We start from the raw sequence: 24,521 nt of genomic DNA, 5'->3' as shown, positions 1-24,521 counted from the left end.
CAATATTATCTGTAGCGATATTTATTAAAGTAAATTTCTCTTAATATTAGGCGGAGGATCGATGAAGATTCAATCGACCCAACATGCATTTGAAGACGAATTGTTCTTCACCTTGCGGAATCAGCGCAACAATTGGGCAAAAATTGCCGTCGGCAGTGTGGCGGTAGCAGTGCTCTCTCTGGTCTGCTTGATTGTCATCCTACCCTTGAATGAAACCAAACCCTATGTGGTTATGGTTGATAAGACGACGGGTGAAGCCGAGAAGATCGTGCAGGTGCGCCCGGCGACGCTCGACCAGCAAGATGCTGTCCTGCAGGCCGAACTTGTTTCCTACGTGGCCGATCGGGAGACCTACGACCAATCCGACAATCGCATCCGCATCCCAGATGTCTTGGCACGTTCATCCGACAGGGCCGCGGAGACATTGACTTCGCTCTGGAAGTCGACGTCCCCGAACTATCCGCCGAACGTTTACGGCAACGATGTCCGTGTGCGTGTTGTGGTCAAGTCGATCTCGCTGACCCCGTCTGCACGGCGAGGCGGCGCCGATCTGGCGCGCGTCCGTCTGACCAAGATCCGTGAGGAGAAAGGCAAACAGACGGCGCAACGCTCCTACGTTGCAACTGTCGCTTATCAGTTCGCTCCCCAGGAAAGCGCGACACTGGAAACTGTCTGGAAAAATCCACTTGGCTTCAATGTTGTGTCTTACAGAATTGACGCGGAGACCGCCGACTGATGAACGAATAATAGTTGAGGAATTTTCATGTTTAAAAGATTTATTCTATCTCTTTCAATTCTACTATCCCTTTCCAGTTTATCATTTGCTGAACAATCTCCGATCGGATTCAAGTCGGATGTGCGAATTAAACGCTACGTATATGATGAAAACAACGTCTATAAACTTAATCTTTACTTGAAATCCGTCACCGCCCTTCAGTTCGCTGATGGAGAGCAGGTCGAGTCGATTCTGATAGGCGACAGTGCGTCCTGGGAAGTGGTGAAGCTGAGGATGGGCAACGTAGTCAGTCTGAAGCCGATTATCGTGAACGCACTCACCAACATGACGGTCTATACCGACCGCCGCGTTTACACGTTCGAACTGTTTTCTGCCGGTGAAATCAAGGCAGGCATGAAGGCTGGAGCTGACCAGTCTTTCCGTACCGTCTTCACCTATCCGCAGGACCAGTTCACCCCGATCGACAAGAGTTTAGTCAAGGGTGGGCCGGTCAACCAAAACTATCTTGTCTCCGGTGTTGGGCCTTTCCGCCCGATAGCGATTCACGACAACACACTTCAAACCACGTTCGTGTTGCGCAAGGGAGCGCCGCGCCCCGCCATCTTCAAGGTTGGCCAGGATCGTGAGGAAAAGTTGGTGAACTCGCGCACCGATGGCGATCGCATCATCGTTGACGGCACGAGTGACTACTGGGTGATGCGGATTGGCGATGAGATGATCTGTGTTGGCAGGGCAGGCTTGATCCACACATCCCAAATGGAAGCGAAAGGAGCCAACTATGTCAAGTGAACGGGTAAAGCCGATCGACGAGACGTCTCTGGCCCTTCAGGAGCGCGAAACTTTCGAGGGGACTGTTGATCTTCCGGGACGGCCGGCCTCCGGCGGTGGGGAGCAGGGGAGGGCAGGTGGCTCTCGCACTGTTCCACCTCTGACAGCAGCAATGGATCTGGGAAACGGGGCCTTCGCGCGCCTTCTAATCCCCCGAAAAGGAGCCGCCCATGGCTGACCGCACGCGTGAAGAATACCACGGCGACAATGGCCCTGTTGACAACGCCGAGGCGGAAGCGAACGCCCGTCAAGCGGCCGAGCGAGACGCCCTTCTCGAAGAGCGTCGAGCGCGCCAGATGGGGGGGCAAAAGACCAAAGGCGGCAAGCTCTTCATGGGGGGGCTCTTGCTCGGCCTCGCCGGCCTTGCCTTTGTCATCGCCGTCGGCCCGAGCCAGGCCGTCAGGCTCATGGGCCTCATCAAGGACGATGAAGCTCCGCAGACATCGCAGGTGGATCTGGAGGTTGAGAAACAAGCTAAGGACCGGTTCTCAATGGATTTTCTTATGCCGGAGGGTCCACCTGAGCAGGCTCCGCCCGATCCGAACGTCGAGTGGAGCAAGCGCTTCGAAGAGCTGCAGAAGCAGCTTGCCGATGTCGCACGCGCGAACAAGAAGCCCGAGGTCTCAATCCGAGACATGCAGGACCTTCTGAAGAAATACAACGACCAGATGGCGGACAAGCTCGAGGAGGAGCGAAAGAAAATGTCTGCCGAAAACGCCAGGTTGCGGGCCGAGGCCGAGCGTCTGCAAGAAGACAAGAGGCGCGCTGAAGAACTCGCACAAAAGGACGCGATGCTCCTGAAGAAGCAACAGGAAATCGACAATCTTCAGCGGGAATCGAAAGGCGTGGTCGTCGACGGTTCCGGCGGTGAGCGGGTGGGAGCGGGAGCGATGCCTGCCAATCCGGACGACCTCGATGGGAATGCACGATTCCTGGCATCTGCCGCTGGCTCGGTGTTCGAGACCTCCATGTCGACGCGACTTGCAGATCCCTCACGGACGGTGGTTCAAGGCACCATAATATCTGCGGTGCTTGAGACGGCGATTGACACGGAACTGCCCGGTAACATCCGCGCGCAGGTTATGGAGCCAGTGTTCTCCTTCGATGGCAAGCGCATCCTGATGCCGGCTGGTACAGCACTGATCGGCACGTTCAACAATGACGTGGAGGTCGCGCAAAAGCGTGTTCTGATTGCCTGGAACCGGGCGGTCACGCCACAAGGAAAATCCATCGCCCTTGGCTCGACGGGTACGGACGTCCTCGGCCGAGCGGGAACCGGCGGAAACGTCGACAACAGGATCGCGACCAAATTCGGTGCGGCGATGCTGATCAGTTCGATCTCAGCGATCCCGACCGCCATCGCGGCCGCTACCGGAAACCGGTCGGGGGGTGGCACGACGATCAACGTTGGCAACAACGGCTCTTCCGGCTCGTCGGGCGGCAACAATGGCGGCCAGCAGGTGGCATCGGACATGGCGGGGAAAGTCTCGCAGCAGAGCCAGGACATCCTGGGTAAATATCTTTCCCTGCCCCCTGTGATCCGCGTTCCACAGGGTCAGGAAATCCGTGTCTTCGTGAATAGGGACCTTGTTTTCCGATGAATTCTCACGTTCAAACCCGCGAAATTTCTTATGTCGAGCAGTATCTGAGCCCGCTTCGCAAGTACCTTGTCGATGACCGGATCAACGAGCTTTCGATCAATCCAGATGGTTCGATCTTTATCGAAGCTGCAGGCGCCTCACATATGGAGGAAATCGACGTTACGCTCGCACCACATGCCATCAAGCGGCTCGGAGCACAGCTCGCGGGCGAAACAAAGAACACGCTCGGTGCGCTCAACCCAATTGTCTCGGGCCGCGTGATCGTGTGGGGGAGTCCTCAGCGCGTCCAGGTGGTTATCGAGCCCGCAATCGAGCAAGGCGTTTCACTCTCGATCCGCAAGTACCTCAGCCGCACGCTCGAATGCGCGGACATCAAGTTCGTCGATGGCGGCCAAATCAAGGTAGAGGACGACCGGCGCGAACGACACAAAGCGATTGCTGAAATGGCCGAGAATGGTAATCTGCAAGGCCTGTTCCGCCAGGCAATCGACGAGAAGTTCAACATCCTAATTTCGGGCGGCACATCCTCCGGCAAGACAACGGTCGCGCGCGCGCTTCTGTCCATGGCGGACGCGAACGAGCGTATCATTACCATCGAGGATGCGCAGGAACTGCATCCACCCCACAAGAACCAGGTGGGGTTGATTGCAGATCGCAAGGAGAAGTCGGCACGTAGCCCATCACGGCTTCTGGAAAGCTGCCTGCGGATGCGGCCGGATCGTATCATCGTTGGCGAAATCCGTGGCGTCGAGGCCTATGATTTCCTCGAAGCGATTAACACCGGCCACCCGGGCGCGATCACCACGATTCACGCCGACAGCCCGGAGCTTGCCTTCGACCGGTTGGCATTGATGGTGATGCGTTCCGGTGTTCGCATGAGCCATGGTGAGATTATCCAATATGCCAAGAAGACCATTGATCTGGTCATCCAAGTTGGCCGCCGCAACGGTCAGCGTGGGGTTCTGGAAGTCTACCTGCCGTCACAGAACATGAACTGAAAGCCACTTGCTGCCAAACGTGGACATGGAGAAAGAAATGCTTGTCGAGGGGGAAGAGGTGGCATTGCGCCGTCCTTGAGCGGGCGTCTCCGCTTCTCGCAAACTGGGACTTTAACCGCCGACCAATGTTTGGGCACCTCCGCAAATGTTGCCACCAACAACCGAAGGCCACCAACAAGCGAAGGCAAGTGCGGCGTGTTGGTCGTGGGGTACTGCACGTTCTGAACACTCGATACGTCGAGGCCTGGAACGGGCGGCTTGGCTCGGAAAGCCGACTACCGTTTCATCCGGAAAGCGTAGCGCGCACTGGCCCGTCCGACCAGCAACGCTCGGTGCCGCCGAGAATGAGCTTGCCGTCTCTTCATCCAGAGCCACCCGGAAGGTCCGTCACGGCATGAGCCTTTTCATTTTTTTGGCATCGCCACTCGCCCAATGGTCCGGGATGGGGGATAGCGGGTTCCGCAGGACGGGGCCCGGTCACTCGCATTCCTCCGTTACACGTAGCCGTTGACCACCCGCTCTCTCAGCGTAGCTAGGTCGATGGGGCCGAGGTCGGGAAGCAGGTCATTCTCTTTGGAAAAATCTCGCGCGTAGCAGGCGCTCAAGATCCGGACGCCGCCTTCATGCAATGGTACGGAAACGCCGGCTGCTTGTGCGAGGCGCAAGATCGGGATCAGACCGAAGGGAATGTCTTCGAGGACGTAACGCGTATTGACGCTCTTCGGTCCGGCCGGATCGCTTCCTCGTTCAACGAGAATAGATGATATCTCTGAAACGGATTGACCGGATACATCGAAGGACAGCCTGAAGTGATCGAAGGTTGATCTGACCTTCTTTCCGAAGGCTGATGCGATTGCGAGCCTTTCGAGGTCTAGCGCTTCCAGGAAGCGGCCGACGGCCGGCGTAACATTGGTGTTTTGACCCCAATCCTCCGCCCGCTCGATGCGAGACAGGTTGCACAACGCTATGCCCATATGGTCCTGGGGATTGAGATTGCTCAAGGCGATCGTGAGGATGTCGTCTTTCACTGCGAAACGATTGCCGAACAGCGCGACGCATGTTCCGTGCGCTTGATGGGTCAAACGCGAAGGGACCGTTGCCATATCGACCTCTGCACGTACTGCACCAATGTTGAATGTGTTTTCCGCCAGTGGTTTGCATGTCAGGACAGTCGTACTCCAGGCCGTGATCGGGATTTCGATGCTGCGTTCGGCTAGCTTCCTGGCGAGATAGAGCGCGGCAAAGGAAAGATGCGCGCTGATAATGACCGAGTGACGTGTCGTGAGGTGCGGCAAAAGAGCATCAAGAACAAAGCGGTGTCCGTAGGCAGGCAGCGCGAGAACGATGACATCGGCTTCTGAAAGCTCCTCGGCGTTCGCACATATATGAACGTTAAACTCGGCACTGATCGCGCCCCTGATCTTCACTGGATTTCGAGCAGAGGAAGCTGCGGATCGCGACCAGATCATTGGCTCATGGCCGTTCTGCACAAGAAGTGCTGCATATCCCATGGCGATCGATCCTGCGCCGGCTATACCAACTTTCATTTCTGGTCCTCTTGAGCTTCGGCGGTTGTTTCCGATGTGCGGCGAAGCCAGATCACACCGGCGAAATCCGAGTATTGAGAATGATGCTGTCACCCGATCGAACATGTGCGAGCCGACACACCTGCGGCGAGGCCGGTTATGACGAGGGCCGTGTGTCGTCCCGGCAATGAGCTGGAGATTGAGGGACGTCACGAGATCTTCACCGCAGGGTATGTCCGTGACCAGCGCATTTCCCGGAAAATGGACTCACCCGGAATCGTACAGGCCGATTACGGGATCTCGGCATCGAGGTAGACCCGCTATCGACAGTTGACGTTGCTGATACGACCGCCGGAAATGCCCAGGCGCGTGCGATCCTCCGCATGTCTAGAACTCGATCGTCGACGACGTCTCTATCGATCCTGAAAAGCCGGTGCCTCTCCTCCGGGTCGATCGTGGCGGTGGCCGAATGATCACTCATGGCTCGATGCCGAAACAACCTCCACGGCTTCCTGAGCGGCCAGCATCGACACCGTCACTGGGACGAAGGGCGGCCGCGGATTGAAGAGGCCGACCTCGATGGCGCCAAGCCCCCGGACGGATTTCAGCAGTTCGTGGACTGGGTAACCGCACTGCCGCCCCTGACAGGGACCCATTCCCGCGCGGGTGAAACTCTTCAGCTGGTTGGGGCCTCGGCAAGCACCGCGAACTGCGGCATCCCTTAACGCGCCTGCGCTCAACTCCTCGCAGCGGCAGATGATCGTGGCATCGTCCGGTGGGTTGCGAGCAATATTCGGCGGATAGACCCCATCCAGAAATCGCCGAAACGCCTTTTGCCGGGCGTGAAGAACTCTAAGCGGCCTTGCCTCGGCATCTGCCTGGGCGGACGCCAGTATGCCGGCGTGAAGGAGGATCCCGATTGCGGCGATCGCTCCTTCGATCTGAGCGTTGGTTGCGCCGCCAATCCGCGCACCGTCCCCGGCGATGTAGAGGCCATCCTGGCCGGCGTTCATCCAATCGTCGCGCTCAAGCCGGAACGCCGACTGCCCGACATCCCACATCAGCTGTGCGCCGACCGACACTGCAAGGTGATGGCTCGGCACCAGCCCCTCGTGAACAAGAAGCGTTTTGATACCCAACTGGCCAAGCCGGCCGTTTGACGTTTCAAACCGCAAGGTTTCCAGTCGTCCGGCTCCTTCGGCGCTGATTTTGACAACATTGCGCACGTGCCGAACGCCACTGAACTGCGGTTGCCAGGCAATCCCCTTCAGGATCTGGGCAGGCTCCCGGAGCGCCCCGCCGACACCGCGCAGGGAACGGTTGATTAGGCCCGGAGGGGTGGTGTCGAGATAAGCAACGGGCTTTGCCCCGGCGAGCCGCATCTGCTGCATGTAGAGCAGGGGCAACGGGCCGCTACCGATGACGACAACCGGGCCTTGCGGCAACTGACTTGCCGTCTTCAACAGGATCTGCGCTGCACCGACCGTCATAACGCCGGGAAGTGTCCAGCCAGAGAACGGAACCGGGCGTTCCTGTGCGCCTGTTGCAAGCAGGAGATGCCGTGCGTTGATGGAGAGGATTTCACCGTCCTTGACGTATTCCGCAGTCCAGCCCCGGTTGAGCCGGCTTACCTGGGCCTCCGGGATGTAAACTGCGCCACAGGCCAGGAACGTTTCAACCTGCCGGATCCCGCGATGATATTCCGCCCCCAGAACGTTCATGACTGGGCTCGTCGCGTTGCGGGCGGCATTACGCCAGATCTGGCCTCCGGGCTGAGATTGCGAATCCAGCACGACGACGGATAGACCGCCCCGCACAGCCCGCCTCGCGGCGGCCATCCCGGCCGGACCAGCTCCGACGATCAACAGGTCAGCAATAGAACTTCGTTTCATTTCAGCCTCTTGGGATGGTCGTGGCGTTCGACCTTCATGCCGGCGCGAACCGTTTGCTGACAGCTGCGGATCGTGCCGACATCTTCGACATGCACGACACATTCGAAACAGACGCCCATCATGCAGTAAGGCGCCCTGGGCTGGGTGGAAGGAAAGGAGGTGCGGGTATGGATGTCGTCCAGACGCAGGAAGACGGCAGCCAGCGGTTCTCCGTCACAGGCGCTCACGGTCCGACCGTCGATGGTGATTTCCACGGGCGGGCCGGTGGGAAAAAGAACTTCATCGCTCACGCCGCGATCCCCTTGGTGAACCGGCTGCCGCGGAAAGCTTCGTAGGTCGGCTCCATCCCCCCGGCTGCCAGCCATTCGGCAAATGGACCTGCATGCAGGGCGGCAAGGGTCACGCCGGAATGGCAGGCGACGATATGGATGCCGGGATATCGACGGGAACGGTCATAGACGGGCACCCCGTCGGGGGTCAGCACACGCAACCCTGCCCATTGCCGGATGACACGCAAAGCGCCGATGTCGGGCATCACATTAATCGCGCGATTGGCGATGTGGCGCGCGCCGCCCGGTGTCACGTCGGTCGATCGGCCCACACGTTCATTCGTGACGCCGAGCTGAAACGTGCCCGTCACGGTCTGGCGAATGCCGCTGGCGGCGTATGGGAACACCGGGGCAACCCGTTCCGTAATCAGGAGCTGCCCGTTTTCTGGGACGAGCTGAAGCGGCAAGTCCAGGCTTTCGACAAACGCCATGGAGTCGTTTCCTGCGGCAATAATCACCCGTTCCACCTCTATCGTGCGGGCATCCGCCGCCAGCCGGAAACCGCCAAGGGTTGGCGTTATGCTGTCGACGTGCGCCCCCGTCACCAAGGTTCCGCCCAGGCGCATAAATCCGTCCAGCAAGGCGCGAAGCACCAGGAGCGGATTGACATCGCCGTCCATATGACTGAACGACGCCGAACAAACCTTCGGCCCGAGGCGGATTTCGGGAAGCATGCGCTCAAGGCGCGAGCGCTCCAGCATCTCGAAGCGATAGTCGGGGTGGATGGCAGCCATCTGGTCGCCGATGGCTTTTTCTTCTTCCGCTTGAGTTTCCGACACGCAGAAGAGTAGGCCACCGTTACGGCGGTACTCGACGTCGACACCGGTCAGTTCTTTCAACTCGGATGCAAAACCTGACCACAGCTCGGCGCTTTGCCGAGTGATGCGATGATATTCAGGATACTCAAAGCCCTTGCCCTGAACCCAGATCAGGCCGAAATTCGTTCTGGACGCACGCAGCGCAGCGTCAGCGCCATCGACAATGATCACCCGGCGCCCCAACTTGGCCAAGCCGTACCCGATTGCGGCGCCCACAACCCCGCCGCCAACGATGGCTATCTCGAACTCGCGATCCATCTAACTTTCTCACAATAGGAAGGCGTCCGTGCCCGTGCGAGCAGCTCGATCCATGGCCACTTGCCTCCATTGAACCAGACTAATCCTTCAACCAACGTCGGCTATACAGCGTGTCCGACTGTCGCCCTTTGACGGTCAGGTCTTGCAGACCTTCTTTGCTTCGGCTTCATCGGTCTTGCGCGATGATCACCACATGAACAGGCCCAGTTGACGTCTTGCCGTCTTGGAATTCGTCCCTAGGGATAGGACCTCGCCATCCATGCCGCAAGGGCAGGATTAGGCATGTGGCGATGCGCAAATGTTATGGAGGTTGGATCCGTCTCGGGGGCGCTCGCCCAGCGCCGTGATGAGGGCTCGGCTCAGCGACCTTCGCCGGACGTCGGTCTTTGGCCTGTCGCAAACCCGTCTTCGCGCCGATTGATTGCCAGCGCCAATCAATCGGTGCCATATGCAAATTCTCCAAACGGGCTGAGCAGCATACTCATCGCTGAAATACGGCGATGATCATTCGAGGATGGAGACAAGTATCTGCCGGCGTATCAACTCACTTTGCGAGCGTTACGGTCGTGATGGTGTCAAGGAGGGGATGCACGACGTCATCCACCACGCGGAGACAAAGGCCCCCGCGCGGTTATCAGGGCAATCCGGAACGGTGTCTATACCTTCTCCGACTATCTGGAAGGGATCCATGATGGTCAACTCGGGTACGACATCATCCCGGGTTGCCGCAATCAGGCGCGACTGGAGGGGCCTGCCGCGGCCGGCGGCGGTAGTGCGGCGTCATTGTCGTTTCGGCACCCGATCCGCGTATCGGCCGCGACTGTGCCAACGCAGTGGGTACGATCGACGGCGGCGCACGCCGTGGTCGGGACGGTTTTGGCGGATCGGACGTGCGCTACTCGCAACGTAGCGTGCCAGTCGAAGTCATGGCGATCGAAACGGCTCCACTCCACGCGTCGCGTGGAGTGGAGTGGATGAACACGTGCACGCCCATGAGCTCTTCGAGCCGCTTGACCTGCTGGCTGAGCGCCGGTTGCGAACATGTTCAGTCGGATCGCGGCTCACCGATACAAGGCAACGTATCATTCGAACCCGTGGATTTGCATATTCCGTCGACAGTCGTCGCAACGCTCTCGTTCGATCTGCGCGGCAACGGCGACTCCCGCCTCCTAGTGCGTCTCCGCTGCCTTCGGCGCCATCCCGCCCACTCGGGCGCGCATGTGGGGATTAAGCCACCACTCCGCGAGCATGACCAAACGACTGACAACGAAGGTGATGAAAAGGTAGATCGCGCCGGCGACGATGAACACCTCGACCGGCCGATAGGTGGCCGAGATGATCTGCTTTGCCAGGCCAGTCACTTCCACAATCGTGATTGTCGAAGCAAGCGACGTTGATTTGATGATGAGCATCACTTCATTGCCATAGGCGGGGAGCGCCTGCCGGATGGCGATCGGGAATACGATTCTGCGAAACTGAAGAAAGCGCGACATGCCGACGGCACGCGCGGCTTCGATTTGCCCAAGCGAAACCGACTGTATGCCGCCCCGGATGATTTCGCTGGTGTAGGCTGCAGTGTTGAGGCCGAGAGCCAGAATCGCGCAGAACCACGGTTCGCGGAATGACGACCAGAGACCAACTTCAGTGAGAAAGCCTCTGAACTGAGCCGACCCATAATAAATTAGAAACATTTGTACCAGAAGCGGCGTCGATCTGATGATGTAGACGTAGCCGTATGCCACCGAAGAAACGAGCCGGTTCTTCGAAAGCCGCATCAGCGCGACAGGCACCGACGTAACAAACCCGATGAGGAGCGATATGGATGCGAGCGCCAGCGTTGTGGGAACGGCGGCGACGAGCTTGGGGAATGACTCTACGATGAGCTGAATGTCCATTATTGGCTCCTCACACCACGGTTTGCCCACTTCTCAGCTTTGAGAAAGCCTCGGTTCGAGAAGGAGGAAAGCAGAAGAAAGAGCACGAAGGCGCTGATGTAGAAGGTAAAGGGCTGCTTCGTGGAGCCCGCGCCCATCGCCGCTGTCCGCATGATCTCGACCAGGCCGACAACGGAGATCAGTGAGGTGTCCTTGAGGGTGAACTGCCAGACATTTCCAAGCCCAGGGAGCGCGAACCTGGCGGCTTGTGGGATAAGCACCCGGCGCAGGCGCAGCCAGGGGCCCATGCCAATCGATTTGGCCGCTTCGATCTGACCCGGAGGGACAGCAAGGACGGCTGCGCGAATGACTTCTGTCGCATACGCTCCTGCACTCACGCTGATGCAAAGCACGCCGATGACGAAGATCGGTGGCTCGACGTATCCGTCGTATCCGAACAGCCCGGTGGCAACGGTCCGCAGCAATGTTCCGCCGCCGAAGAAAACCAGGAAGATGATGAGCAGTTCAGGAACGCCGCGAACGACTGTCGTATAGATGTCGCCGAGCAGGCGCAGCAACCAGAAACGAGAGAGCTTCGCGGCGGCAAAAATCGAACCGAAGATGATCCCGAAAAAGTAGGAACAACCTGCGACGACAACTGTCATCAGTGCCCCACGTGCCAGTTCATCGCCCCATCCGGCATCTCCCCATTGTAACAGTGTCAGGTCCATAGCTTACGCCTCAAGCTTGGTAAAAACGCAACGAGCGCCGGCCACACGAGTGCCCGACGCTCCAACGAAACGAGAATTACTGCTTGGGAGAGGCGTCGTAGCCGAACCACTGCATCGACAACTTCTCGACCGTGCCATCGGCGACAGCGGCATCGATCGCCTTGTCGAACATCGCTCTTAGGTCGGTATCCTCTTTGCGGATGCCGACGCCGACGCCCTTGCCAAACACCCCGCCTGTCATTCTCGGGCCGAACATCGTAAGATCCTCGTTTTCGGGCTTATCCGTCAGCGGCTTCAGGAAACTGACCGAAGAAAGGCTCACATCGATCCGGCCAGCTTTGAGATCCATCACAACATTGTCGATTGTGTCGTAGGTCGAGATCTGTACGCTCGGCATCATTTCTTTCATGAAGGTCTCATGCGAAGTGCCGGCTTGAACGCCGAACTTCACCCCTTCGAAAACCTTGGTAAACTTGCCCAGTTCGGCCTTCTGTTCGGGTGTGATGTCGGCGAGTGAGAGGCTCACGAGCGAGGCTTCGGTTTTCAGGAGCGGGTTGTCCGCCGTGGTCAGGAACGTCATCGGCGTGAGGAGATACGGGCGAGAGAACGAAATGACCTTCTCGCGCGCGGGCTGAATACCCATCGCCGCCATGATGGCATCGTAGCGGCCGGCCGTAAGAGAAGGGATGATCCCGTCCCATGCCTGTTCGACAAACGTACATTCGATGTTCATCCGCCTGCAAAGGTCGTTTCCAAGATCGATCTCGAAGCCGATCAGCTTGCCGCCAGCGTCCTTGAAGTTATAAGGCGCATAGGACCCTTCGGTCGCAATCGTAATGCTCTTGTAGTCCTTGGCCTCGGCCGGACCGACTGCGACAACGGCACCAACTGCGATCGCCGCAAGCGTGTTCAAGTAGAAGAATTTCATAACGTTCACCTCTTTTGCTGTTTTTTTGTTTGTTGTCGATTGCCGACTCATCTGCGCGCTTGTGCGCTCACAGAACGCTGGACAGGAACGCGCGACACCTTGGGGACGTCGGGTTCTGGAATACCTCCTGCGGCGTTCCCTGCTCTTCGATTTGCCCCTTTTCGAGGAAGAGGACCTTGTTTGATACGTCGCGCGCAAAGCCCATCTCATGCGTGACCACGATCATGGTTCTTCCCTCTTCGGCGAGCTTCCGGATAACCTTCAGAACTTCGCCCACCAGTTCTGGATCAAGGGCGGAGGTCGGCTCATCGAAGAGAAGGGCGCTCGGCTGCATCGCCAGAGCGCGTGCGATGCTGACCCGCTGCTGCTGCCCACCTGACAGTTGAGACGGATAGGCGGCGTGTTTGGCGGCGATACCTACCTTGTCCAGGAAGTCCATCGCGCGGTCGCGCGCTTCGCCCTTCGGCTGCTTGAGAACGTAAACGGGGCCTTCCATGACGTTCTGCAGGACGGTCATATGCCCCCACAGATTGAAGCTTTGGAACACCATGCCCAGCTGCATCCGCATGCGTTCGATCTTTTTGCGATCAGCGCAAACCAACCGGCCAGCCGCATCGGTTTTGACGACGATTTCTTCCTGCCCGACAGCGATGCGGCCTTTTTTCGGAATTTCGAGGAAATTCATGCAGCGCAGGAAAGTGCTCTTGCCGGACCCGGAGCTGCCGATAATCGAAACCACGTCGCCCTTGTTGGCTGTGAGGGAAATGCCCCTGAGAACCTCGAGCGTTCCGAAATTCTTATGGATGTCTTCTGCCACCAGGGTGGGCTGCGCACCGTTCATTCGCGTTCCCTTATTCTCTAGCTGCCCCGTCCGAGCGAAAATGCGCAAGTCCTTGAATGCAGGGCTGTTGAGAATTGCGCGCCAGCATCTGCAAGGTGTGCGATCTCAACCGTACGGCGTGTGTCGAAGTGCCCGCCGCCGAGCTTTCTGCGAGAGTAGGACCCAGTATTCCATTGTTACTAAAAGCTTGCCTTCCATATCGCAAGGGCAGTAATGAGTATGCGCCCATGCGCATATGTTATGGAGGAATCATGATTCAATCGCGCCAACTGGAAGCGTTCCGGGCAGTGATGCTGACGGGTGGCATGACGTCGGCTGCAGAACTTGTCAGGATCACTCAACCCGCAATCAGCCGACTGATCAGAGACCTCGAAGGAGAAACCGGGCTTCGTCTTTTTGACAGGATAGGCAACAGGCTAAGGCCGACGCGCGAAGCCGGCATCTTGTTCAAGGAGGTCTCGCGCCATTTCAACGGCATCCAACATATCGACAGGGTCGCGGCGGAACTGAAGAAGTCTCACATGGGATCGCTCCGGGTCGCCTGTTACACGGCTCCGGCTCTCAGTTTCATGTCCGGCGTCATTCAATCATTTATCGCCGAACGACCCGATGTGTCGGTTTACCTTGACACAGTCCCCTCCCAGACAGTCCTCGAGCTGGTGTCGCTGCAGCATTACGATCTTGGAATATCAATATTGGCCGGCGACTATCCTGGCCTGACGGTCGAACCCATCCCTTCGTTTCGTGCGGTCTGCCTACTGCCACCTGGTCATCGGCTTGAAGATAAGCAAGTGGTTCATGCCACCGACCTAGAAGGAGAGTCGCTGATTTGCCTCTCTCCGGTCAGTCTCTTGCGCATGCAGACCGATGCGGTCCTAGACAGCTTTGACGTCCACTGCATCCGCAGAATTGAAAGCAGCTTGGCGCTGAACCTCTGTGATTTGGTGAGCAGGGGAATGGGGGTTGGCATCGTCGACCCCTTTACGGCAGACTACTATAACGCAAATCTGGTTGTTCAGCGCCCTTTTGAGCCAGTCATTCCCTATCATTTCGCCATAGTTCTTCCGTCCGACAGCCCTCCTCCACGCTTGGTTAGCGAGTTCAGGGCTGCTTTGCTGAATGCTCTTAAAGCACTGCCTTATGAAACGATCTAGGCATTCCCCATTCGTCTCGCCCACCCGGCGAGGCGATGGGCACGGCGCGGCCGTCGTGCGCAGGCGCCGTGCGAGCACGATGTTCTGACCGACGACGGCTCTCGGTGAAGTCCCAGCCGGCGGAGTGGCATCCGAGCGCGTCTATGCGCCGGAGTTCCCGTGCCTTGGAAGGCACCCCCCGTGAGCAACCTGGTGGCCTTCATCGGGCGGCATGACGGAGCACATTCTGAACGGCCCGGCTGGGCCCCTTCGCCATGTAAGCAAATCGAGCGCCTCTCTCATATGCAATGGGCGTTGTTCTGAAAGCCGCATCGTCACATCCTGCCAGAACCATCCGTACGGCGAGCGCTGAAGGTCCTGGCAGGATATATGCAAGTGTAGTCAACTCCGCGCCGTCAGCTTCGCATCCCCACCTTTCATTCCGGCGGAGCCGGTCGCTCCGCTCCCCTCGCAAGCTCGGTGGCACCTGCCTACATTGCAGGTGGGGGCCCCGCTTCGCTGACGGCGCTTCCGTTGACTACACTTGCATATATCCTGAGTAATATTTAATATTATTTCTATTTTTAGTTAATTACATCTCTTAAATTCAAATATATATAAATGTTACACAAGTAAATTTTGGAAAATCAATTGATTTATTATAGCTGGACTAAAAATATCTGATGAAGACTATTTATGCCCCGGATAGGACGTCGGGGGCCAGCTGGTCGCATTGGTGTCGATTAGCCACGGTTGTCGGCAGCGAAGGTGGCGCCAAAGCGAACAAGATCAGCCTGAGTGTAATGAGGGACCTCGGTGTTGGTAGCGGTCACGACATTGGTGAGCGCCATGAACCCTTCAGTGATGGGCAGCTGCAGACCGAGGGCTCTGGCGATGCCGACGAGTTGCCCGATGGCCTTGATCTCCTCGGTGAAATAGCGATGCTTCACACTGTTGGGGCAGGCGAACTGCACATTGTGGATCGGGAGGGCGGTTGCGAACTCTTGAAGCGTCTTGTGGGCGGTGCCGTACTCCTCGTTGCACTCCTCGAGCAACGTGGACAGGCCAAGGCCGCAGGCTGAGCCGACCATCAGTCTCTCAAGATCGGCCGCGGTTTGGGCGCGGCAGACAGGTTCGTTCATGCCTTGACCGTAGAAGTGCCATTGGTCCGGGATGGGGTGGCGCGCGTTAATCGTCGCCAAATTGTCGTTCACAATTTGAGGAAGATCCTCCGGCTTGTCCTGGAGGCGGCCCACGTTGAGCAGCGCAGCGACAAGATGGGTAATCCAGAGCGACGTAAGCGTCATCTGCAGAGGCGTGACCTGAGTGAGGGCTATCTCGGGGAAGAGGGTCTTGAGCTTGGCCTTGAGATCATCGGGCATCTCGATTGCCTTGTCGTCATGCACGGAGAAGCACGAGACTCCGAGCTTCGACTTCCATTGTTTGACATGCACCCACTGATTGTCTTTGACAAGCTTGGCTGCGCCGGGGAAGTTGTCGGTTTCAACGGTGCGTCTGACGTTCAGGGACCGAGCATAGTCCACCGTGTAGCCTTGACCGGCAACAACGATAAGGTCAGCCTTGCTGAGGTCATGGTCCTTAAGGGCGGCAACAAAGCCTGCGTGGGCATTCGCAACGGACACGAAGAAGATGAGGTCTGCCCCTTTGACGGCTTCGCCGATCTCGTAGGTGGTTGGCAGCGGAACGGCGTTGGCGGTGGTTTCGCCGACCTTGTAACCAAGCTGGTTGCCGCACGTTTTGACGAACTCAATCTGGCCCGGATGGTTCTCGGGAGCCCAGACGACGGCCTCCTGACCAAGAGAGTTGAACTTCATCGCCAGCGCCAGGGCGCCGTTGCCTGCTCCCAGGATAGCGATCTTCATGGGATGGGCCAGAGAGCCGGGAGCCGAGCGCACAGCAGAAGGAGGAACGAAAGCTTGGGAATCCATTCTGGAAGTGGTTGAGGGTGTGTTTGTTTGTATGAGTGTGAATGCGTGAGAAAGCGGATGATGGTTGAAAGAGGAGGGGGAGTGCCTCCCTTTTAAATGTTTTGGGCCGGAGCTGATCGGAAGCGAAACGGCGAAATGGCCGCGTCAGCGGTGATAAGGATTACTCATCATGCGATTGCGTGATTTTCGATCCGAGGAGAGGACCAATCAGATTTTGGCGCAGACTGCGGAGCGTGACACAATCAATGGACCCAGATCTAAAAATCGAGCGGCGCGTCGCCTAGGTTCTTTAAATAGGTTCGTCTAGGAGAAACGTGATCGTGAGAGACATCAGGTGGGAGACACAAGGCGGGGACATCGGGTGGCAGGATATGGGTGATGTAATGTTCGTTTGTTCAAAATTTCGTCAGTTCGATTGTTTCTGCGAAACAAAATTCATGCGCCCAAAGATGAGCCTTGGTCGAGGGGCGTTTCCGCTCCCGACGCGGCTTGTTCACGGGTAACGAGGCCCGATTGGGCGTAGCGCGGCGCACGGCGTGCCAGGTAAGAATTCAGATTGTTCCAGACGGAATGCAGCTGGCGAGTATTGTCACTCGCCACAGGGCGGGCGAGCATTGCTTATGAAAGCGCGGCTCGCGGAAACGACGTCGAGGGGGGTGGCATTTGGCGCTCTCCGACGCCGCAATACCTATGGTGTATGCCTGTCGTTTGGCACTTAAATGGGGTCTTCCTCACTTTGTGTGGTGGCGATTTTGGTCGAGTGGCAGCATGCGTGCCCTGAGCAGCTCCGGGCCAGCTCTGCCATACATCGTATCCATCCGAGCAGGGCCGCAGGATTTTGAGCGCCGCGCGTGGTAACGTGGGTTCATGGAGATCGATGAGGACAAGATCGACGATGCGGTTTTGGCGCTGCTATGGCTGACGCTGCATAACGAACGCTGTGCCTGGAAGGGCTTCGACTGGGCAACGACGGATCGGCTTCACAAGAAGGGCTTGATCGGCGACCCGGTCAACAAGTCGAAGTCATTGATCCTGACCGATGAAGGCTTGGCGCGTTCGCAAGCGTTGTTCCGGGAGCTGTTTACGCGACCGCCGCAATAGCCGTCCCTTTGTGGGCCTTCCATTGCCACGGCAGCAGTTCGTGCAGGCGGGAGACGGGAAGATCGGCGATGCGGGCGAACACATCGGCGAGCCACGCCTTTGGGTCGACGTCGTTGAGACGGCAAGTCGTGATGACGGAGAGCATGATGGCGGCTCGATCGGCCCCACGCTGGGAACCGGCGAAGGTCCAGTTTCGACGCCCGAGGGCAATTCCTCTCAGCGCGCGCTCGGCGGCATTGTTCGTCAGACAAATCCGGCCATCGTCGAGGAAACGGGCAAAGCCATCCCAACGCTTCAGCATGTAATCGATCGGCTCGATCACCTCGGACGATTTGCTGAGCGAGGCGCGCTCCCGTTTCAGCCACGCGTGCATGTCGTCGAACAGCGGTTTGCTCCTTTCCTGCCGCGCGGCCAGTCGTTCTGCGGCGCTCAATCCATTGATCTCGCGCTCGATCTCAAACAGCGCGTCGTACCGTTGGACGGCCTCCAATGCGATCGGCGATATCGGTTTGCCCTTGCGTTTGCGGTCGCGGGCATTTTTCTGGATGTCGGCCAGCTCAAAGAATTTGCGCCGCGCGTGCGCATGACAAAAGGCGAAGGTGATCGGTACCGCTTTCTTTTCGGCGACACTGAGCGGCTCGAAGCCATTGTAACAATCACTCTGCAGAATGCCGCCATACTCGGCCAGGTGCTTCTGCGGGTGCTCGCCGCGGCGGTCGCTCGAAGCATAGTATATGGCCGCCGGCGCTGCCGCGCCGCCGTAGGACCGGTCATCGCGCACGTACGTCCATATTCGCCCGGTCGTGCATTTGTCTTTGGCCTGGATGGGAATGGTGGTGTCGTCGCCAAAAAGGCGCTCGGCCGCGAAGACATGCGCCTCGATCAGTTCAAAGATCGGCAGGAGCGCGGCCGTTCCATGCCCGACCTGGTCGGCCAGCGTCGAGATCGAAAGCTCAAGGCCCTCGCATTTGAACCGGGTGCTCTGGCGGTTGAGCGGACTATGCATCCCAAACTTATCGAACAGGATCGTTGCCAGCAGATGAGGACCGATGAAGCCGCGCGGCGTCGCATGGAACGGCGCTGGCGGCTGGCTGATCGCCTCGCAGTCACGGCAGGTAAATTTCTCGCGTACGGTTTCGATCACGATAAACCGGCGCGGGATCTCCTCCAGCGTTTCGGTCACATCCTCGCCCAGCTTGGAAAGCCGGGATCCGCCACAGCATGCACAGGTGCTGGGAGGATCGATGACCACACGCTTGCGTTCGACATCCTCCGGCCACGGCTTTCGCACCGGCCGCTTGCGTGTGAACGGACGCACGCTCGCGGTCTTGGCGGCTGCCGCCTGCGCTGCAACCTCGTCCTCTGTCGCGGCCATCACCAGCTCTTCGAGCTGCAATTCCATCTGGTCAAGCAATCGCGCGGTGCGCTCGGAACGCTTTCCGCGAAGCTCCCGCCTCAGCTTTTCGATTGCCAGCTCCAGTTTGGCGATCAGCGCCTCGCTGTCGGACAGCATCGCCTGGGCATTGGCGGCTTGCGCCACCGCAATGTCCCGCTCGGCGACGACAGTATCGCGCTCGGCAACAACGACATCATGTTCAGCCTGCAACATCTCACGCTCGGAAAGCAGCGCCAGATAGGCGCTCGCAAGGTCCGCAGGAAGATCCACAGGCTTCGAAGTCATGAAGCCACTCGATCAGATTCACTCAATATTTTCAATGCAATAATGCTATCCGACCCGTGTCGGACGCCAGGTTTCCTGCGGATTGCGCCAGTCGATCCCGGACAACAGATAAGACAATTGCGCCGGTGAGATCGCTACCACACCGCCCTCCATATTCGGCCAGATAAACCGGCCCTTCTCCAGCCGCCGGGTAAAAAGGCAGGCGCCCAGACCATCATGCCAGATGATCTTCAAGATATCCGATCTGCGCCCCCGGAAGACGAAGAGATGCCCTGAGAATGGATCATGCTGCAGAACCTCCTGCACTCGAAGCGCCAGGGAGGGAAAGCCACAGCGCATGTCCGTATAGCCCGTCGAAAGCCAGACCTTGACCCCTGTTCCCATCGGAAACGGATTCATCGCAGCGCCTCCAGTCCACGCAAGACCCGAAGCAGCGCTTCAACGTCGACATCGCGGTCCACGATCACACGGCGACCATTGGCGCTGACAACCTCCATAAGGCCACCTTGGGCCATTGAAGGCTTGGTCGCCGTCGCAGCGACCGGCATGCCTGGCTCCGGGACCAACAGTGCAGGAACAAACCCTTCACTCCCCCGGCCATTGCCGAGCCGTCCCTCGCGAGCTGCCTTACGCCAGTCGTTCAACTGAAAGCGCGTGATGCCATGTCGGCGCGCCGTTGCCGTGACCTGCCGCGGGGCGGAATAACTCTCCGCTACGATCGCAAGTTTGGTCTCGTCGCTGAAACGGCGACGTCGACCGCTATCGACAATCTCCATACGGCTGACTTGCGGCCGCTTCTCTATCGTTAAATCCACGGTTCTCACACTGTCTATATTGACGTCCATATAGACAGAACATCCAACTCCGCTCACTTCTCAGCAAGGCGGCCCTCCTCGGATGCGTACCATACATCGCACGCTTGATTGTCTTCAGGCGGTTGATTTGGCCCTCCGCCTGGCCGTTGCTCCACGACAGTTCGATGGCGTTGTAGACGGCGTCAAGATCGCGGTAAAGGACGCGTGCGAACCGCTCAATAGCGACCAAACCCGAGTTAACGGCATCGCCAATCCAGCTGTCGAGCTTGCCCGGATCGCGGCTGCGAAAGATTCCGCGGAAGCGCAGAGCAAGGCTGCGCATTGAAGCGAACACAGGCGAGCCCTGTTTCAAAGCATCGACCCTTCTCGCCTGGCTGATCGTCAACATGCCTCGCGGCTTCAGGGTGAGCGTCCGGCGAATGCATTTTTGCGGTCTACGAGGCGCGTTTTAGAACTTGCGGCTTAGCTCATCGGCCATGATGCGCTCGATCATTTCGGGATCGCATTGTTCATCGACAAGGAACTGGCGGATTCCACCATCCCACGTCCGTATGTCGGCCAGGAGATCTCGAAGGTCGTCAATTCCATTTTCGGTCAGGCCTTTTGTGCCATCTTCACTGCCATCGCGGACATATATCAATTCGCCCTCGGCGATATTGTCCGAGTTGGCGGTCACCTCCTCGATTAATTCGAGGTTCTCGCCGATCATGCCGGCGACTTCTTTCAGCGTATAGATGAACCTCGAGCGTGCCATCACGCAGCCTCGTATCGGTCTTTCGCTGGCGCCCACTGCCACGGCAGCAGTTCCTCAAGGCGATCTTTGGGGTGATCCTGGATCCTGGTCAGGACGTCTGTGAGGTAAGTCTCGGGATTGTGGCCATGGAGTTTGACCGTTTCTATAATGGTCAGGATGTTGGCGATGCGCTCGCCGCCCTTATCCGAGCCGGCAAATAGCCAGTTTTTTCTTCCGATTCCAAGCGGACGCATGGCACGCTCAGCTATGTTGTTATCGATTTCGACACGGCCATCGTCGATGTAAACGCTCAACGCTGTCCATCGCGAGAGGGCATATCGCATCGCTTCAGCCAGCTTCTGCTTCTGTGGCAGCGCCGAAAGCGTCTCTTCTATCCAGCGCTTGAGGTCCGCCAGAAGGGGCCTGGCGTGTTGCTGGCGCAGTGTACGCCGCTGGTCAGCCGACATGCCGCGGATACGATCCTCGATATCGTAGAGCGCACCGATGCGCGACAGCGCTTCGTCAGCGATCGGGGATGGCTTCAGCTTGATCACATCATGGAACTTGCGGCGCACATGCGCCATGCAGGCGGCCTCGACGATCTGGTTGCCGTAGAGCTTCTTATAGCCACCATAGCCATCCGCGTGCATCACGCCGCTGAAGGCAGCGAGATGGTCGGCCGGATGCGCGCCCTTGCGGTCGGGGCTATAGTAGTAGGCAATGGCTCTTGGAGTGGGGTCTCGATAGCCGCTGCCATCGAAGACATAGACCCACACCCTGCCGGTTTTGGTTTTTCCTCGCCCAGGGTCGAGAACATCGACCGGGGTATCGTCCGTATGTATTCGGTCGACCGCCGCAATATGAGCCCTGATTAGCAAGACGAGTGGCGTCAGCAGAACGGACACGCGGCCGACCCAGTCCGCCATGACAGAGCGGGAGATGTCTATTCCCAGCCGGTCGTACATCTCGGATAGGCGGTAGAGCGGGATGTGATCGTCGAATTTGGCGACCATGATATGGGCCAGCAATCCCGGTCCGGGTTTGCCTCGCTCGATCGGCAATGTCGGCATTTCGCCTGCCACCGTCGTATCGCAGTCCCTGCAGATCATGCGTTTTTCGACGTGGCGGACAATCTTTACGGACGCCGGTACGTGCTCCATCACCTGGACCACCTTGTCAGCAGCCTTCAGGAACGATGTGCCACCACAGGTCGGACAATTGCAGGGTGCTGCATAGACCAACTCTTCGGTTGGAAGACCATCCGGCAATGGTTTGCGCTTCGGCTTGTCCAGTGCGTCATCCAACTCCGGCAAACGAGCTTTCCCGGAGCGCATCTCAGCCTCAGCACGGGAGGTCTCGATCTCCTCCAGCATCAGTTCAAATTGCTCGATCTTCCGGTCGATCTTTTCCGAAGAAGCGCCATGCTGCCGATGTCGGAGCAACTCCAGCTGCGCGCGCAGAAGCCCGATAATGGAGTCGCGCTTGCAGACTTCGGCTTCTTGCTGCTCAAGTTTCACCGCCTGTTCAGCGACGAGCGCGCGCAAAACAGATAGCTCGTCCTGACTGTCCAGCGGCGTTGTTTCCATGCCCGCATACATAGCCGATTTGCGCCGGAAGCGCTAGCATTATGCCCCGGATGTCCTTGCAAAATATAGCTTTTAACCCGTTCGACCGGGCGCGGAAGTCCATGCTGGTCGGCGCCAGTCGATCCCCTCAACAAGCATCTCAACGGTAAGGCCTTTTGTATCGACGACATGGCTGGCACAGCCACCGGCGGTGACCGCGAGCGTCGCTTCGGCCAGACCATACGCGGCGACCAGCGCGTCGGGGCGAAGACCATGAGGGGCAAAGCGCGTACGAAAAGCGCGGCAGATATCCGGCCGGACTGGCTCCGCACCGTTCATCATCACCCGCAGAGCCGAGAGATCGATGCCGGCCAGCTCTTCCTCGCCAATCGCGCCGTCGCCCAGGCAATATTCATAGGCGAAGTTGGGTGCTGCCGCGAAAGTCGCCCGATGTTGTGACAGCAACCGCAGCCAGAGCCCCGGCTGCCGTAGAAAGTCGGTCGGGGCAATGCCATGCGATCGTCCGCCGCGCACGATCGGAAACAGGCCGAAACCGATCAGGCCCATGTCGTGGAACTGCGGCAGCCAGGAAACGCCAACCGGCGCGTGATCGAGCAGTGCTCGCGCATTGGCGATAATATTGGCGTGGGTAACGGTTACGCCTTTGGGCAGGCTAGTTGAACCGGACGTATATTGCAGCAAGGCTATGTCGTGCGGATCGTCCCGCCAGTTGGGCGCTGGCGCCAGCTCGCCATCGGTCGCGCAAAGTGTCGGCGGATCCTTGACTCCTTCCGCTTGCTCGACAGTCTGGGCCTGCAGTCCGAGGGTCACGGTCGGCCGGCAGTCCGTGACGATCGCGGCGATGCGTGTCCGCGCTGCGGCCGTGCGCCAGCCGCTTGCCGAGGAGATCGGCGCTACCACCGGGATTGCGCCTATGCGGCAACAGGCGACAAGCGCAACGAGAAGCTCAAGCCCGGGCGGATGGATTAGCAGCGCACGTTCACCGAGGGACAGCCCGTCGGCGCGGAGCCGGGCCGCCAGTCGAACCGATCGGTCGGCAAACCCGGCATAGCTGTAGCAGGCCGTTTCGGCCCGAGAGCGATCGTGGAAGGCGAACAAGATTTCGTCGGGTTGCTGCCTGGACCAATTATCCAAGCATGAAGGAATAGTATCCATGCGGCACAGGTCCATCAACTCGTCCGAGTCACTATGCTTCAGCAGGTATATAAATCCAACGCAATCTCAAATAGCGTTAATTATGCTCGACTATTTTCGGACCATATCTCCTGTTTTAGTGAGTTTTAGGGGTATCTTACTGGCTGAAGCGGTTTCTTTTCGGGACATGTGATGGTGCAGTCCCTTCGAGGCTGTGGTCGAAGGACATGTCATTCGGCAGCTAAACGTGAGAATGCGGCTGCTTTAGCCAGACTTCTGTTTCCAAGATGACCTGCCACTGAACTTTCATCCAGCGGCGACGAGAGCCCCGGCGGTTTTGAATACGCCAAGTGGCGCGGTGTGAGCAACCGGCGGAAACGCGAAGCTTTCATCTTGCGCAGCGTTGGAGCCGGTTGCGGCGATGGTCCCGGCAAAGTCTGCCGGGGTTTTGTATCCGAGCGATGAGTGCGGCCGGAAATGGTTGTAATCGTCCGCCCATTCAGCAATGGCGCTTCGGGCATGATCGAGGCCGAAGAACAGGCTTTCGTTGAGCAGCTCGTCGCGCATGCGCCCGTTGAAACTCTCGACATAGCCATTCTGCATCGGCTTTCCCGGCGCGATGTAGTGCCATTCGACCTTGTGATCTTTCGACCAGGCGAGGATGGCATTCGACGTTAGTTCGGTGCCGTTGTCGGAGACAATCATTCCTGGCTTGCCGCGTCGTTCGATCAGCATCGTCAGTTCTCGGGCGACACGTCGACCGGAGATAGATGTGTCCGGGATCGCTGCCAGGCATTCGCGCGTCACATCATCGACAATGTTGAGCACGCGGAAGCGTCTGCCGCAGGCAAACTGGTCATGCACGAAGTCCAGCGACCAGCGGGCATTGGCCTTCGCTTCAACCAGGATCGGTGCATAGATCGTCAATAATTTGGCGATAGCGGTCAGGCCCGATTTCAGCTTGATCCGTGTGCCATGCCCCACAAGCACAACGCCGCTCGCCGTCATCACATTAAGAAGATGAAATTC

Annotated in this window: 22 protein-coding genes and 2 pseudogenes; 6 read left to right on the top strand and 18 right to left on the bottom strand. The window is 58.3% G+C overall.

Features of this window, described 5'->3' with window-relative positions:
- Window positions 1-61 precede the first annotated feature (61 nt).
- The 4 genes from BC363_RS14610 to virB11 all read left to right on the top strand — a co-directional run bounded on the left by BC363_RS14610 (window position 62) and on the right by virB11 (window position 4,163).
- Window positions 62-736 (top strand): type IV secretion system protein, encoded by a 675-nt coding sequence (locus BC363_RS14610; RefSeq protein WP_065782471.1) that lies wholly within the window; start codon window positions 62-64, stop codon window positions 734-736.
- 27 nt (window positions 737-763) lie between these two features.
- Complete coding sequence (locus BC363_RS14605; RefSeq protein ID WP_065782468.1) at window positions 764-1,525, top strand: TrbG/VirB9 family P-type conjugative transfer protein; 762 nt, start codon at window positions 764-766, stop codon at window positions 1,523-1,525.
- Between the two features lie 209 nt (window positions 1,526-1,734).
- The gene (locus BC363_RS14600) at window positions 1,735-3,165 is read left to right on the top strand and encodes a TrbI/VirB10 family protein (RefSeq protein WP_244519874.1); all 1,431 of its coding nucleotides are present in this window, start codon (window positions 1,735-1,737) and stop codon (window positions 3,163-3,165) included.
- Complete coding sequence (gene virB11, locus BC363_RS14595; protein WP_065782466.1) at window positions 3,162-4,163, top strand: P-type DNA transfer ATPase VirB11; 1,002 nt, start codon at window positions 3,162-3,164, stop codon at window positions 4,161-4,163. Before BC363_RS14600 ends, virB11 begins: the two co-directional genes overlap by 4 nt.
- A 494-nt stretch (window positions 4,164-4,657) precedes the next feature.
- Here virB11 and BC363_RS14590 read toward each other — a convergent pair whose 3' ends face one another.
- The 9 genes and pseudogenes from BC363_RS14590 to BC363_RS14555 form a co-directional block, all read right to left on the bottom strand.
- The gene (locus tag BC363_RS14590; protein ID WP_065782464.1) at window positions 4,658-5,710 is read right to left on the bottom strand and encodes an NAD/NADP-dependent octopine/nopaline dehydrogenase family protein; all 1,053 of its coding nucleotides are present in this window, start codon (window positions 5,708-5,710) and stop codon (window positions 4,658-4,660) included.
- A gap of 452 nt (window positions 5,711-6,162) precedes the next feature.
- Window positions 6,163-7,581: an NAD(P)/FAD-dependent oxidoreductase gene (locus BC363_RS14585; RefSeq protein WP_065782462.1), complete on the bottom strand. Its 1,419-nt coding sequence runs from the start codon at window positions 7,579-7,581 to the stop codon at window positions 6,163-6,165.
- Complete coding sequence (locus BC363_RS14580) at window positions 7,578-7,871, bottom strand: (2Fe-2S)-binding protein (RefSeq protein ID WP_065782460.1); 294 nt, start codon at window positions 7,869-7,871, stop codon at window positions 7,578-7,580. Before BC363_RS14580 ends, BC363_RS14585 begins: the two co-directional genes overlap by 4 nt.
- Window positions 7,868-8,986, bottom strand: coding sequence for an FAD-dependent oxidoreductase (locus BC363_RS14575; RefSeq protein WP_065782458.1), 1,119 nt, complete (start codon window positions 8,984-8,986; stop codon window positions 7,868-7,870). The genes BC363_RS14580 and BC363_RS14575 overlap by 4 nt, the downstream gene beginning before the upstream one ends.
- An 895-nt stretch (window positions 8,987-9,881) precedes the next feature.
- Window positions 9,882-9,987 (bottom strand): annotated as a pseudogene (locus tag BC363_RS34385) (hypothetical protein); the annotation flags it as partial.
- Between the two features lie 168 nt (window positions 9,988-10,155).
- On the bottom strand, window positions 10,156-10,881 hold the full coding sequence (nocM, locus tag BC363_RS14570) for a nopaline ABC transporter permease NocM (RefSeq protein WP_065782456.1): 726 nt from the start codon (window positions 10,879-10,881) through the stop codon (window positions 10,156-10,158).
- Window positions 10,881-11,591 (bottom strand): nopaline ABC transporter permease NocQ, encoded by a 711-nt coding sequence (gene nocQ, locus BC363_RS14565; RefSeq protein ID WP_065782454.1) that lies wholly within the window; start codon window positions 11,589-11,591, stop codon window positions 10,881-10,883. Before nocQ ends, nocM begins: the two co-directional genes overlap by 1 nt.
- Before the next feature lie 76 nt (window positions 11,592-11,667).
- A complete protein-coding gene (locus tag BC363_RS14560; protein WP_065782452.1) occupies window positions 11,668-12,519 on the bottom strand; it encodes a lysine/arginine/ornithine ABC transporter substrate-binding protein in 852 nt (283 codons plus the stop codon).
- 67 nt (window positions 12,520-12,586) lie between these two features.
- The gene (locus tag BC363_RS14555) at window positions 12,587-13,360 is read right to left on the bottom strand and encodes an ABC transporter ATP-binding protein (RefSeq protein ID WP_065782450.1); all 774 of its coding nucleotides are present in this window, start codon (window positions 13,358-13,360) and stop codon (window positions 12,587-12,589) included.
- Window positions 13,361-13,611: 251 nt separating this feature from the next.
- On the opposite strand from BC363_RS14555, the gene BC363_RS14550 reads away from it, so the two are divergent.
- On the top strand, window positions 13,612-14,514 hold the full coding sequence (locus BC363_RS14550) for a LysR family transcriptional regulator (RefSeq protein ID WP_083223454.1): 903 nt from the start codon (window positions 13,612-13,614) through the stop codon (window positions 14,512-14,514).
- A gap of 722 nt (window positions 14,515-15,236) precedes the next feature.
- Here BC363_RS14550 and BC363_RS14545 read toward each other — a convergent pair.
- Window positions 15,237-16,376: an NAD/NADP-dependent octopine/nopaline dehydrogenase family protein gene (locus BC363_RS14545; protein WP_065782448.1), complete on the bottom strand. Its 1,140-nt coding sequence runs from the start codon at window positions 16,374-16,376 to the stop codon at window positions 15,237-15,239.
- Between the two features lie 933 nt (window positions 16,377-17,309).
- Here BC363_RS14545 and BC363_RS14540 point away from each other — a divergent pair.
- Window positions 17,310-17,543 carry a DUF6429 family protein gene (locus BC363_RS14540; RefSeq protein WP_065782447.1) on the top strand — a complete coding sequence of 78 codons (234 nt, stop codon included), beginning with the start codon at window positions 17,310-17,312 and terminating at the stop codon, window positions 17,541-17,543.
- Here BC363_RS14540 and BC363_RS14535 read toward each other — a convergent pair.
- The 8 genes and pseudogenes from BC363_RS14535 to BC363_RS14500 all read right to left on the bottom strand — a co-directional run.
- Window positions 17,524-19,224 carry an IS66 family transposase gene (locus tag BC363_RS14535; protein WP_065782446.1) on the bottom strand — a complete coding sequence of 567 codons (1,701 nt, stop codon included), beginning with the start codon at window positions 19,222-19,224 and terminating at the stop codon, window positions 17,524-17,526. The genes BC363_RS14540 and BC363_RS14535 overlap by 20 nt on opposite strands.
- Window positions 19,225-19,269: 45 nt before the next feature.
- Window positions 19,270-19,623, bottom strand: a complete 354-nt coding sequence (gene tnpB / locus BC363_RS14530) for an IS66 family insertion sequence element accessory protein TnpB (RefSeq protein WP_065782445.1) — start codon at window positions 19,621-19,623, stop codon at window positions 19,270-19,272.
- A complete protein-coding gene (locus BC363_RS14525) occupies window positions 19,620-20,069 on the bottom strand; it encodes a transposase (protein ID WP_018328349.1) in 450 nt (149 codons plus the stop codon). The genes tnpB and BC363_RS14525 overlap by 4 nt, the downstream gene beginning before the upstream one ends.
- Before the next feature lie 58 nt (window positions 20,070-20,127).
- Window positions 20,128-20,448 (bottom strand): annotated as a pseudogene (locus BC363_RS33490) (transposase); the annotation flags it as partial.
- A 39-nt stretch (window positions 20,449-20,487) separates the two neighbouring features.
- Window positions 20,488-20,793, bottom strand: coding sequence for a hypothetical protein (locus tag BC363_RS36350; RefSeq protein WP_010069757.1), 306 nt, complete (start codon window positions 20,791-20,793; stop codon window positions 20,488-20,490).
- The gene (locus BC363_RS14510; RefSeq protein ID WP_065782619.1) at window positions 20,793-22,358 is read right to left on the bottom strand and encodes an IS66 family transposase; all 1,566 of its coding nucleotides are present in this window, start codon (window positions 22,356-22,358) and stop codon (window positions 20,793-20,795) included. The genes BC363_RS36350 and BC363_RS14510 overlap by 1 nt, the downstream gene beginning before the upstream one ends.
- A 72-nt stretch (window positions 22,359-22,430) precedes the next feature.
- Complete coding sequence (locus tag BC363_RS14505) at window positions 22,431-23,513, bottom strand: AMP-binding protein (RefSeq protein ID WP_280137929.1); 1,083 nt, start codon at window positions 23,511-23,513, stop codon at window positions 22,431-22,433.
- A gap of 285 nt (window positions 23,514-23,798) precedes the next feature.
- The coding region (locus BC363_RS14500; RefSeq protein WP_244519873.1) for an integrase core domain-containing protein at window positions 23,799-24,521 on the bottom strand (723 nt) is incomplete at its 5' end.

Origin of the sequence: Ensifer sp. LC384 (assembly GCF_001695865.1) — a bacterium.
In the GTDB taxonomy this organism is placed as follows: Bacteria; Pseudomonadota; Alphaproteobacteria; order Rhizobiales; family Rhizobiaceae; genus Ensifer.
This window is presented reverse-complemented; position numbering and strand designations above follow the sequence as displayed.

Bases quoted from the DNA above. Each gene is read 5' to 3' on its own strand.
- BC363_RS14610 (WP_065782471.1), top strand. From the start codon at position 62: ATGAAGATTCAATCGACCCAACATGCATTTGAAGACGAATTGTTCTTC.
- BC363_RS14605 (WP_065782468.1), top strand. From the start codon at position 764: ATGTTTAAAAGATTTATTCTATCTCTTTCAATTCTACTATCCCTTTCC.
- BC363_RS14600 (WP_244519874.1), top strand. From the start codon at position 1,735: ATGGCTGACCGCACGCGTGAAGAATACCACGGCGACAATGGCCCTGTT.
- virB11 (WP_065782466.1), top strand. From the start codon at position 3,162: ATGAATTCTCACGTTCAAACCCGCGAAATTTCTTATGTCGAGCAGTAT.
- BC363_RS14590 (WP_065782464.1), bottom strand. From the start codon at position 5,710: ATGAAAGTTGGTATAGCCGGCGCAGGATCGATCGCCATGGGATATGCA.
- BC363_RS14585 (WP_065782462.1), bottom strand. From the start codon at position 7,581: ATGAAACGAAGTTCTATTGCTGACCTGTTGATCGTCGGAGCTGGTCCG.
- BC363_RS14575 (WP_065782458.1), bottom strand. From the start codon at position 8,986: ATGGATCGCGAGTTCGAGATAGCCATCGTTGGCGGCGGGGTTGTGGGC.
- nocM (WP_065782456.1), bottom strand. From the start codon at position 10,881: ATGGACATTCAGCTCATCGTAGAGTCATTCCCCAAGCTCGTCGCCGCC.
- nocQ (WP_065782454.1), bottom strand. From the start codon at position 11,591: ATGGACCTGACACTGTTACAATGGGGAGATGCCGGATGGGGCGATGAA.
- BC363_RS14560 (WP_065782452.1), bottom strand. From the start codon at position 12,519: ATGAAATTCTTCTACTTGAACACGCTTGCGGCGATCGCAGTTGGTGCC.
- BC363_RS14555 (WP_065782450.1), bottom strand. From the start codon at position 13,360: ATGAACGGTGCGCAGCCCACCCTGGTGGCAGAAGACATCCATAAGAAT.
- BC363_RS14550 (WP_083223454.1), top strand. From the start codon at position 13,612: ATGATTCAATCGCGCCAACTGGAAGCGTTCCGGGCAGTGATGCTGACG.
- BC363_RS14545 (WP_065782448.1), bottom strand. From the start codon at position 16,376: ATGAAGATCGCTATCCTGGGAGCAGGCAACGGCGCCCTGGCGCTGGCG.
- BC363_RS14540 (WP_065782447.1), top strand. From the start codon at position 17,310: ATGGAGATCGATGAGGACAAGATCGACGATGCGGTTTTGGCGCTGCTA.
- BC363_RS14535 (WP_065782446.1), bottom strand. From the start codon at position 19,224: ATGACTTCGAAGCCTGTGGATCTTCCTGCGGACCTTGCGAGCGCCTAT.
- tnpB (WP_065782445.1), bottom strand. From the start codon at position 19,623: ATGAATCCGTTTCCGATGGGAACAGGGGTCAAGGTCTGGCTTTCGACG.
- BC363_RS14525 (WP_018328349.1), bottom strand. From the start codon at position 20,069: ATGGACGTCAATATAGACAGTGTGAGAACCGTGGATTTAACGATAGAG.
- BC363_RS36350 (WP_010069757.1), bottom strand. From the start codon at position 20,793: ATGGCACGCTCGAGGTTCATCTATACGCTGAAAGAAGTCGCCGGCATG.
- BC363_RS14510 (WP_065782619.1), bottom strand. From the start codon at position 22,358: ATGGAAACAACGCCGCTGGACAGTCAGGACGAGCTATCTGTTTTGCGC.
- BC363_RS14505 (WP_280137929.1), bottom strand. From the start codon at position 23,513: ATGGATACTATTCCTTCATGCTTGGATAATTGGTCCAGGCAGCAACCC.